Origin of the sequence: Roseospira goensis (assembly GCF_014197795.1) — a bacterium.
GTDB lineage: Bacteria > Pseudomonadota > Alphaproteobacteria > Rhodospirillales > Rhodospirillaceae > Rhodospira > Rhodospira goensis.
This window is the reverse complement of sequence record NZ_JACIGI010000036.1, coordinates 24965-34806: the sequence shown is the minus strand read 5'-3', so window position 1 is coordinate 34806 and position 9842 is coordinate 24965. Positions and strand designations below refer to the sequence as shown.

Annotated in this window: 11 protein-coding genes; 1 reads left to right on the top strand and 10 read right to left on the bottom strand. The window is 70.0% G+C overall.

What is annotated here, in order from left to right:
- Positions 1–214: 214 nt before the first annotated feature.
- The 6 genes from GGD88_RS15725 to GGD88_RS15700 all read right to left on the bottom strand — a co-directional run bounded on the left by GGD88_RS15725 (position 215) and on the right by GGD88_RS15700 (position 6109).
- Positions 215–1591 (bottom strand): ammonium transporter, encoded by a 1377-nt coding sequence (locus tag GGD88_RS15725; RefSeq protein WP_221237187.1) that lies wholly within the window; start codon positions 1589–1591, stop codon positions 215–217.
- Between the two features lie 12 nt (positions 1592–1603).
- Complete coding sequence (locus GGD88_RS15720; protein WP_184437172.1) at positions 1604–1942, bottom strand: P-II family nitrogen regulator; 339 nt, start codon at positions 1940–1942, stop codon at positions 1604–1606.
- A gap of 468 nt (positions 1943–2410) precedes the next feature.
- Complete coding sequence (gene purU, locus GGD88_RS15715; RefSeq protein ID WP_184437170.1) at positions 2411–3280, bottom strand: formyltetrahydrofolate deformylase; 870 nt, start codon at positions 3278–3280, stop codon at positions 2411–2413.
- 148 nt (positions 3281–3428) lie between these two features.
- Positions 3429–4748: a type III glutamate--ammonia ligase gene (glnT, locus tag GGD88_RS15710; RefSeq protein ID WP_184437168.1), complete on the bottom strand. Its 1320-nt coding sequence runs from the start codon at positions 4746–4748 to the stop codon at positions 3429–3431.
- Positions 4749–4940: 192 nt separating this feature from the next.
- Complete coding sequence (locus tag GGD88_RS15705; protein WP_184437166.1) at positions 4941–5231, bottom strand: helix-turn-helix domain-containing protein; 291 nt, start codon at positions 5229–5231, stop codon at positions 4941–4943.
- Between the two features lie 242 nt (positions 5232–5473).
- Positions 5474–6109, bottom strand: coding sequence for a helix-turn-helix domain-containing protein (locus tag GGD88_RS15700; RefSeq protein ID WP_184437164.1), 636 nt, complete (start codon positions 6107–6109; stop codon positions 5474–5476).
- Between the two features lie 152 nt (positions 6110–6261).
- On the opposite strand from GGD88_RS15700, the gene folD reads away from it, so the two are divergent.
- On the top strand, positions 6262–7149 hold the full coding sequence (folD, locus tag GGD88_RS15695; RefSeq protein WP_184437162.1) for a bifunctional methylenetetrahydrofolate dehydrogenase/methenyltetrahydrofolate cyclohydrolase FolD: 888 nt from the start codon (positions 6262–6264) through the stop codon (positions 7147–7149).
- A gap of 34 nt (positions 7150–7183) precedes the next feature.
- On the opposite strand, the gene GGD88_RS15690 is transcribed toward folD, so the two are convergent.
- The 4 genes from GGD88_RS15690 to pgsA are packed head-to-tail and all read right to left on the bottom strand — an operon-like array spanning position 7184 to position 9821.
- Positions 7184–7693, bottom strand: coding sequence for a molybdenum cofactor biosynthesis protein MoaE (locus GGD88_RS15690; protein WP_184437160.1), 510 nt, complete (start codon positions 7691–7693; stop codon positions 7184–7186).
- A 3-nt stretch (positions 7694–7696) separates the two neighbouring features.
- Complete coding sequence (gene moaD, locus GGD88_RS15685) at positions 7697–7948, bottom strand: molybdopterin converting factor subunit 1 (RefSeq protein WP_184437158.1); 252 nt, start codon at positions 7946–7948, stop codon at positions 7697–7699.
- On the bottom strand, positions 7945–9216 hold the full coding sequence (locus tag GGD88_RS15680) for a molybdopterin molybdotransferase MoeA (RefSeq protein ID WP_343056396.1): 1272 nt from the start codon (positions 9214–9216) through the stop codon (positions 7945–7947). The genes moaD and GGD88_RS15680 overlap by 4 nt, the downstream gene beginning before the upstream one ends.
- On the bottom strand, positions 9213–9821 hold the full coding sequence (pgsA, locus tag GGD88_RS15675) for a CDP-diacylglycerol--glycerol-3-phosphate 3-phosphatidyltransferase (protein WP_184437155.1): 609 nt from the start codon (positions 9819–9821) through the stop codon (positions 9213–9215). Before pgsA ends, GGD88_RS15680 begins: the two co-directional genes overlap by 4 nt.
- Positions 9822–9842: the final 21 nt, after the last annotated feature.

Genomic DNA, 9842 nt, shown 5'->3' with positions numbered 1-9842 from the left:
TCAAGGTCATCAAGCGGATGGCCTACGGTTTCCGGGATGACGCCTACTTCTTTCTCAAGATCCGCGCCGCCTTCCCCGGAATTCCGTGATGAACCGAAAAAAGGCCCGGGGCGGCTGCCCCGGGCCAGTGAAGGGAGGAACGCGCCCGACGGCGCGGGGTTCGATCCGGCAGGTCCGGGCCGCGGGCCCGCCGGATCGATCAGCGCGGCGCGACCTACAGAGCCTGGGAGCCGCGTCCGAACTCGGGATAGGCCTCCAGGCCGAGTTCCGCCTTGTCGAGGCCGATGGCCTCTTCCTCGTCGGAGATCCGGATGCCCATGGTCATCTTCAGGACGAACCAGACGATGAAGCTGGCCACGAAGACGAAGGCGCCGATGGAGACGATGCCGAGGATCTGGGAGCCGAAGTTGGCCCCGCTGTTGGTCAGCGGCACGGCCAGCGTGCCCCAGATGCCGCACACCAGGTGGACCGGGATGGCGCCGACCACGTCGTCGATCTTCAGCTTGTCCAGGGTGGGCACCGCCAGCACCACCAGCACGCCGCCGATGCCGCCGATCAGGATGGCCATGATCGGCGAGGGCGCCAGCGGCTCGGCGGTGATCGAGACCAGACCGCCCAGCGCGCCGTTCAGCGCCATGGTCAGGTCGACCTTGCCGTAGATCGCCTGGGTCAGCACCATGGCCACGGTCACGCCGGCGGCGGCGGCAAGGTTGGTGTTCATGTAGATGGTGGCGATGGCGGTGACGTCGATGGCGCTGCCCATGGCGAGCTGCGAGCCGCCGTTGAAGCCGAACCAACCCAGCCACAGGATGAAGGTGCCCAGCGTGGCCAGCGGCAGGTTGGCGCCCGGGATCGGGTGCACCTTGCCGTCGGGGCCGTACTTGCCGGTGCGCGCGCCGAGCAGGATGGCGCCGGCCAGCGCGGCCCAGCCGCCCACGGAGTGCACGAGGGTGGAGCCCGCGAAATCGCTGAAGCCGGCGTCGGCGAGCCAGCCGCCGCCCCACTGCCAGGCGCCCTGGATCGGGTAGATCACGCCGGTCAGGACGATCACGAAGATCAGGAACGGCCACAGCTTGATGCGCTCGGCGACGACGCCGGAGACGATCGACGCGGTGGTGGCGACGAACACCATCTGGAAGAACCAGTCGGAGGCCCCGGCGTAGCCGGCGGCGTCGCCCTGATAGGCGCCGTCGACGATCGGGTCGGCCGCGCCCCACGGGCCAGGCATGCCAAAGAAGCCGCCCATGTCGCCGACGCCGTTGTACATGAGGTTGTAGCCGATGAGCCAGTACATCAGGCCGGCGAACGAATAGATGCCGATGTTCTTGGTCATCTGCATGGTGGTGTTCTTGGTCCGCACCAGCCCGCCTTCGAGCATCGCGAACCCGGCCGCCATGAACATGACCAGGAAGCCGTGGATCATGAACGAGAGCGTGTTGAAGATGTAGGCGGTCTCGGCCGACACCGGCAGCGCCGCCGGCTCGGCCACCGCTTCGCCCGCGGCCTCCTGGGCCAGCGCCGGGTCCGCCAGGGCCACGGCCGCCGCGCCGGCCACGGCCGCGAGCGCGATCTGGGATTTCGTCCGAATCATCATACGGTCCTCCTACAGGGCGTCAGCGTCGGTTTCGCCGGTGCGGATCCGCACCGCCTTTTCCACATCCATGACGAAGATCTTGCCGTCGCCGATCTTGTCGGTGCGGGCGGCGCTGGTGATGGCCTCGACGACGCGCTCGACCATGTCGGTCGCCACCACGATCTCGATCTTCACTTTCGGCAGGAAGTTCACCTGGTATTCGGCGCCGCGGTAGATCTCCGTCTGGCCCTTCTGTCGTCCGAAGCCCTTCACCTCGGAGACCGTCAGCCCCTGGATCTCAAGCGCGCCGAGGGCCTCGCGGACCTCGTCGAGCTTGAAGGGCTTGATGATCGCCATGACCAACTTCATAGCATTGTACCCCCGATGGAACGTCTGGTTGCGCGCCGCCCCGGGTCCCCCCCGCCGTGGCGACGGGACGGGCTGGCGTCGTGGCTCGGGGGTTTCAAGTCCCGTGCCAAGCCCGCGTGATCCGCGCTTCTGTGTGTCTAATCAGGACCTTAGGGATCGACCGGCGGGCCTGTGTCGCCCCTGGACGCGCCCCGCGCAATCGCTTCATGGTCAAAAACAGGGCGGCGCCGTCCCGCGCTGCACAAACATTGGGCGAAAGATGTTTTCGCGAGTAAGACCAAAGAACAACGCGGGGCGCCCGGCCGCGCCGGCCGGCTCCGGCAGCGGGCGCTCTTCGGCCCGCAAGACGGCACCAACAGAACGGGCGCGACCGCCGCGTCCGGTCGCGCCCGATGATGCCCCGATGATGCCCCGATGAGGTGCCGATAAGGCCCCGATAAGGCCCCCATAAGGCTGGCGCCAGTGGGATTACTTGAACACCACCGTCTTGTTGTCGTTCATGAAGACGCGCCGTTCGCAGTGCCAGCGCACGGCCCGCGCCAGCACCACCGTTTCCACGTCGCGCCCCATCCGCACCAGCTCCTCGGAGGTATGGGTGTGGTCGACGCGCACCACCTCCTGTTCGATGATCGGCCCCTCGTCGAGCGCCTCGGTCACGTAGTGCGCCGTCGCGCCGATCAGCTTCACGCCGCGGCCATGGGCCTGCTGGTACGGCCGCGCGCCCTTGAAGCTGGGCAGGAACGAGTGATGAATGTTTATGCATCGGCCGCTGAGGGCAGCGCTCAGCTCGCGGGAGAGCACCTGCATGTAGCGCGCGAGCACGACCAGATCGACGTCGTGGGCCTCCACCAGCTCCAGGATCTGGCGTTCCTGGGCGGCCTTGGTGTCCTTGGTGACGGGCAGGTGGTGGTAGGGGATGCCGTGCCACTCGGCCAAGTCGCGCATGTCCTCGTGATTGGAGACGATGGCCGGAATGTCGATGTGCAGTTGTCCGGCCTTCCACCGGTGCAGCAGGTCGTTCATGCAGTGCCCGAAGCGCGACACCGCGATCAGCACGCGCGGCCGCCGGACGGCGTCGTCGATCGACCAGTCCATGCCGAAGTTGGTGGCCACCGTGCGGAAGTGGTCCCGCACTGTCTCCAGCGGCGGCATGTTCGGGTGGCCGGCGCGGTAGACGCAGCGCATGAAGAAGCGCCCGGTCTCGGGATCGCCGTAGCTGTGGGATTCGGTGATGAAGGCCTGGTGGCCGGCCAGGAAGCCCATGACGGCGGCCTGCACGCCGAGTCCGTCGGGGCACTGAATGGTCAGGACGTAGGGGATGGTCGGATCGGCGTTCATGGCGGGCGCATCCGGCGAGGCGAGAGGGGAGGGGCAGGAGGAAGGACAGGGTGCGGGGAGGACAGCACGGGGGCGCGCGACGGTCGCGACCCCCGCTGTCTAACGCATTCCCGAGGGCCGGGAGAAGCCCGACCCGCGCATCGGGGCCTCAGATGTCCAGGGTGTGTGCGCGCTCCCACGTGCTGGCGTGACTCATGAAGGCGTTCCACTCCTGCATCTTCAGCTTCAGGTAGGCGTCGAGGAACGGGCTGCCGAGGGCCGCGCGCAGGATGTCGCTGCCCTCCAGCAGGCGCAGCGCGTCCAGCAGGTTCAGCGGCAGCTTCTTGACGTCGTGCAGGGTATGGCCGTCCTCGTACATGTTGATGTCGAGCCGCTCGCCGGGGTCCCGCCGGTGGGCGATGCCGTCGAGGCCGGCGGCCAGAACCCCGGCCTGCGCCAGATAGGGGTTGGTGGCGCCGTCCATCAGGCGGAATTCGAAGCGGCCGGCGTCCGGGATGCGCACCATGTGGGTGCGATTGTTGCCCGAGTAGGTCACGGCGTTGGGCGCCCAGGTGGCCCCGGAGGCGGTGATCGGTGCGTTGATGCGCTTGTAGCTGTTGACCGTCGGGTTGAACAGCGCGCACAGGGCATCAGCCGAATGCATGACCCCGCCGAGGAAGCCGTAGGCCAGATCCGACAACCCCAACTCGCCGTCGTCGTCGTGGAACAGGTTGATGGTGCCGTCCAGGCTCCAGAGCGAGACGTGCATGTGGCAGCCGTTGCCCGTCAACTGGTTGAACGGCTTGGGCATGAAGGTGGCCCGCATGCCGCGCTTCTCGGCCAGGGTGCGGACCATGAACTTGAAGAACGCATGCCGGTCGGCGGTCACCAGGGTATCGTCGTAGTCCCAGTTCATCTCGAACTGGCCGTTGGCGTCCTCGTGGTCGTTCTGGTAGGGACCCCAGCCGAGCGCGCCCATACAGTCGCAGATCTCCTCGATGAGATCGAACTGGCGCATGAGGGCCGACTGGTCGTAACAGGGCTTGGGCTGGGTGTCGTGGGGATCGGCCACGTGCTCGCCGTCCGGTGTCAGCAGGAAGTACTCGCATTCGACCCCGGTCTTCATCCGGTAGCCCTGCCCGGCGGCCCGCGTGATTTGCGCCTTCAGCACCTGGCGCGGCCCCTGGGCGACCGGCGCTCCGTCCATCACCAGGTCGGAGGCCAGCCACCCCACTTCGGGTTTCCATGGCAACTGGATCAGACTGGCCGGGTCGGGCACGGCGAACATGTCCGGATGGGCCGGAGTCAGGTCCAGATGGGTGGCGAAGCCGGCGAAGCCCGCCCCGTCGCGCTGCATGGCGCCGATGGCCGCGGCCGGGACCAGCTTGGCGCGCAGGGCGCCGAACAGGTCAACGTAGCTGATGAGGAAATAGCGGATACCCCGTTCGCCGGCGACGCGCGCCAGGTCCGTGTCTGTCTCGGTGCTCATGCCGTGGTGTCCCCTGTTCCGATCGGGACCCGGCGCGCCGCCCGCGCCTTGGGCAGTGCAGTCCCGATGCCCTGTTTTTGATCAGAACACTCTACGGCCCGGATCGGGAACGATCAACCATCGGGAAAAAAGATTTCATGGTGTGAATAACGCGGCGGTCCCCCGTGGGGGCCTCGGGAGGCAGGGCGTATGTCAGGCCGGCCGGCCGTCGCGCTGTGCCGGCCACAGGCTGCCGCGCAGCGTGTCCAGGAAGCCGTCGTACAGACTGTCGGGCTCCACCCCCAACGCGGCCGCGACGCGGGCCTGGTCGGCCTCGGCCAGCAGCACCGAGCCCGCCTCGACCGCCCGCAGATGCTGGCGGTCGAGGCCACTGGCGGCGGCCAGATCCTCCACCGCCCAGCCGCGGGCGGCCCGGCACTGCGCCAGGGCCGCGCCCAGGTGCGCGCGAATCACCGCGTTGAGGTCGAGCATGCGCGAATCCATGGCCGGCCCTCTCGGTCACGAGCCCGTCGTCAAGGGGTTCCCTCTGTCTTACCTCCCGAAGACCGGCCTGTCGCAGGAAAATGGCAGCGGAACAGGCGCGCCGCGGCCCGGGGGCGGGCCGGAGGCGCCCTAAGCGACAGTGGCGCCGGCTGGACAACGCTGCCGGAACGGCGCGACGCGGGAGCGACGCCGGCCTTCAAACCGTGCCACGAGGCGGTCGCGATGGCGGCGCGCCGACGGGGTCACGACTCGTGGCGCGGATAGACGATGACCGACAACAGGCGGACCGGCAGCATGCGCAGGTCCTCGGGGCCGTGCGGGGCGTCGGCGTCGAAGAACAGCGAGTCGCCCGGCCGCAGGTCGTAGAGTTTGCTGCCGTGGCGATAGCCCACCTCGCCCTCCAGGATATAGATGAACTCCAGGCCGTCGTGCTGGAAGATCGGGAACACGTCAGAGTCTTCCGTCAGCGTCACGAGGTACGGCTCCATGATGATCGGCTTGCCGACGGTGTGCCCGAGGAGCTGGTACTGGTGCCCGGCGCGCGTGCCCCGGCGCTCGATGGTGAGGCCCTCGCCGGCGCGCACGTGGGTGGCGTCGCGCTGCTCCTCGAACTTGCGGAAGAAGGCCGTCACCGGGACGTTCAGGGCCGCCGACAGGCGTTGCAGCGTGGCCAGCGACGGCGAGGTCTGGCCGTTCTCGATCTTGGACAGCATCCCGGCCGACAGGCCGGCCTGTTTCGCCAGGTCGACCACGGTCATCCCCATGCGGCCGCGAAACGCGCGCACCTGGCGGCCGATGGCGGCTTCCAGGCTGTTCTCGGGCGCGCCGCCGACGGCGTGCGGATCCTGGCGGACGGGGCTGTCGCCCTTGGCAGTCATGACGGGGTCTCCTGCGGCGGACGCGCCGGGCTTCAGGGCAGACGGTAGCAGGGTTTTCCTCCCAGGAAACGGCTTTCGTCCGCGCCGCCGACGGCGTAAGGTCCCGGCCGTTTTCGATCCGCCCTTCGTTCGCTGCCGGGAGACCCGCCGCCATGACCGCCCACATCATTGATGGCAAAGCCTTCGCCGCCGGCCTGCGCCAGCGTCTGGCCGAAGAGGTGGCGGCGCTGGCGGGGCAGGGGGTGCAACCGGGCCTCGCGGTGGTGCTGGTGGGCGAGGATCCGGCCAGCCAGGTCTATGTGGGCAGCAAGGAGCGCATGGCGAAGGAGGCCGGCATGGCCTCGACCGTGCACCGGCTGCCGGCCGAGACGCCGCAGGCCGACCTCCTGGCGCTGATCGCCAGCCTGAATGCCGACCCGGCGGTCCACGGCATTCTCGTGCAGTTGCCGCTGCCGCCGGGGCTGGACCCGCAGGCCGTGGTTCTGGCCATCGACCCGGCCAAGGACGTCGACGGCCTGCACCCGATCAACGCCGGCAACCTGGCGATCGGCGCGCCCGCCCTGGTGCCCTGCACGCCGTCGGGTTGCATGATGCTGTTGCGCGACGCGCTGGGGGATCTGACCGGGGCGCGGGCGCTGGTGCTGGGCCGGTCCAACCTGATGGGCAAGCCGATGGGCCAGCTTCTGCTGGCGGCCAACTGCACCGTGACCATGGCCCATTCCCGCACCCGCGACCTGCCCGAGGAGTGCCGGCGCGCCGATATCCTGGTGGCGGCGGTGGGGCGGCCGCGCATGGTCAAAGGCGACTGGATCCGGCCCGGCGCCACCGTCATCGACGTCGGCATCAACCGGTTGCCGCCGGCGCCGGGGCAGCAAAAGGGCAAGCTGGTGGGCGACGTGGACTTCGACGCCGCGAAAGAGGTGGCGGGGGCGATCACCCCGGTGCCGGGCGGGGTGGGGCCGATGACCATCGCCTGCCTGCTCGACAACACGATCACGGCGGCGTGCCGCATCCACGGGGTGGCGCGCCCGGGGGGCTAGAGCCGACTTCGAGCGTGACTCGGCGCGATCTGCTCTATGGCAGGCTCTCCTCCCAGCGGGCGGTGGCGGCCTCGTCGGTGTCGCGGGCCTCGACCCAGTGGGCGCCGTCGGGGGTTTCTTCGCACTTCCAGAACGGCGCCCGCGTCTTGAGCCAGTCGATCAGGAACTGGCAGCTCTGCAGCGCCGGACCCCGGTGGGCCGCGGCCGTGCACACCAGCACGATCGGCTCCTCCGGTTCCATGCGACCGTAGCGATGGATCACCAGCACGTCGCGCAGGTCCCAGCGGCGCCGGGCCTCGGCCTCGATCCGCTCAAGCTGGCGTTCGGTCATGCCGGGGTAGTGTTCCAGGGTCAGCGCCTGGAGTGGAACCGCGTCCTCGGACGTGTCGCCCCGATGATCGCGCACCAGCCCGACAAAGGTCGCGACGCCCCCGATACTGGCCCCGACACTGCCGCCGGTACTGCCGCCGCTACTGCCGCCGGCGCGGCAGAAAGCGCCGATCTCGGCGCCGACGTCGAACGGTTCGGTCTGCACACGGATCACCGGCTAGCCTCCCGTGACGGGCGGGAAGAAGGCTACCTCCGCCGCGCCGTCCAGGGCGGCGTCGAGGCCGGCGAAGTCCTGGTCGACCGCGCACCGCACCAGCGCCGGGTCCGCGAAGGCGCGGGCGTGACCCTCGCTGCGGCCGGCCAGCCACGCCATCAGGTCGCCGACGGTGGCGACATCGGCCGGGCGCTCGATGGTTTCCTCGCCGGTGCCGACCCGGTCGCGCAGCCAGGCGAAATACAGGACCTTCATGCCAGGACCTCGTTGAGGGGCAGATAGTCGACCGACTGACCCGGTTCAATCCGGCGCGTCCCGGCGGGAACATCGACCAGCCCCCCCGCCGCGCCCATGGCGGAGATCATCGCGCTGTCCTGCGACCGATACAAGCGCACCACGGGGCCGTCCGCGGTGTCCTCGACCCAGCCGCGCAGGAACTCGCGGCGGGTGCCGCCGGTCTCGAACGCGAACCCGGCCGGCAGCGGATAGCGCCGCGGCCGGGAGGCGGCGCAGCCGCCGAGGCGCCGGATCACCGGCCGCGCGATCAGCAGAAAGGTCACCAGGGCCGACACCGGGTTGCCGGGCAACCCGAGGAAGACCGTGTCGCGGATCGTGCCAAGGGCGGCCGGCTTGCCCGGCTTCAGCGCCAGGCGCCAGAAGTGGAGGTCTCCGAGCGCCGAGACGGCGTCGCGCACGTGGTCCTCGCCGCCCACCGACACTCCGCCCGAGGTGATCAGGAGGTCGTGGTCATCGGCCGCGGCGTCGAGCGCGCCCCGGATCGCGTCGCGGTCGTCGGGCAGCCGCCCCAGGTCGGTGACCGCCGCTCCCAGCCCGTCGGCCAGCGCCATGACACCGTAGCGGTTGCCGTCATACAGGCCCCCGGGGGGCAGCGGGGTGCCCGGCTCCACCACCTCGTCGCCGGTCGAGAACACACTCACGCGGACGCGCTCGAACACCGGCAGGTGGGACAGCCCGGCCGACGCGGCGAGGGCGATGTCGGGCGGGCGCAGCCGTCGCCCGGCGGTCAGGACCGTGGTACCGGCGCGGAAGTCGCTGGCCGCGCCGCGCATGTGCCGGCCCGCCGGGACGCCGGCGGGTAGGGTGACCCGTCCGCCGCCGGTGTCCGTGACGTCCTCCTGCATGATGACGGTGTCGGCGCCCTCGGGCATCACGCCGCCGGTGAAGATGCGAACCGCCGTGCCGGGATCCAGCGCGCGGTCCAGCGGATGACCGGCGGCGACCCGGCCGGTGACCGGCAGGGTGACGGGACCGGTGGCCGACAGGTCGGCGTGGCGCACGGCGTAGCCGTCCATGGCGGCGGTGTCGGCGCCGGGGTGGCTGACGGCGGCCACCCCGTCGGCCGCCAACACCCGTCCGCCGGCGCCGCGCAGAGGCACCCGCTCGACCGCGACGACCGGCCGCAGGCGGGCCTGGAGCAGGTCCAGCGCCTCGTCCAGCGCCATCAGGCGATCACCGACGGCGAAGCAGTCCGGGGCGTCGGGCGGAGTGGGAGTCTGGGTCACGCCGGGTCCTTTGTCGTCGGGTCGGTCTCGGTCTCGGTCTCGGTCTCGGTCCCGCCCATGTGGGCCAAGCCCTGGCGCAGGTAGACGTAGCCGGTCTGCGCCGTCAGGGCGGCGGCGATCCACAGCAGCACCTCGCCCGGGACCTGCATCGACAGCCCGGCAACCCGCGCCGTATCGCCCAGCAGCAGCAGCGGCAGCGCGACGAGCTGGGTCGCCGTCTTCCACTTCGCGAGCGTGGTCACCGGCATGGCGATGCCGCGTTCGGCCAGGAACTCGCGCAGGCCCGAGACCAGCAACTCGCGGAACAGGATCACCACCGCGGCCACCAGCGACAGCGCCGACAGGCGGTCGAACCCGGCCAGCATGAGCAGCACGGCGGCCACCAGCAGCTTGTCGGCGATGGGATCGAGCAGGCGGCCGAAGTCCGACACCACCTTGAGCGCGCGCGCCAGCCAGCCGTCCAGGTAGTCGGTCAGCGCAGCGATGACGAACAGCCCGGCCGCGATCCAGCGCGCCTCCGGCCCGGGCAGGTAGAAGGTTGCCATGATGGCCGGGATCATCAGCACGCGGGCGACGGTCAGGGCGTTGGGCAGGGTCTTGAGCATGACGGATCCACTGTGGGGCAC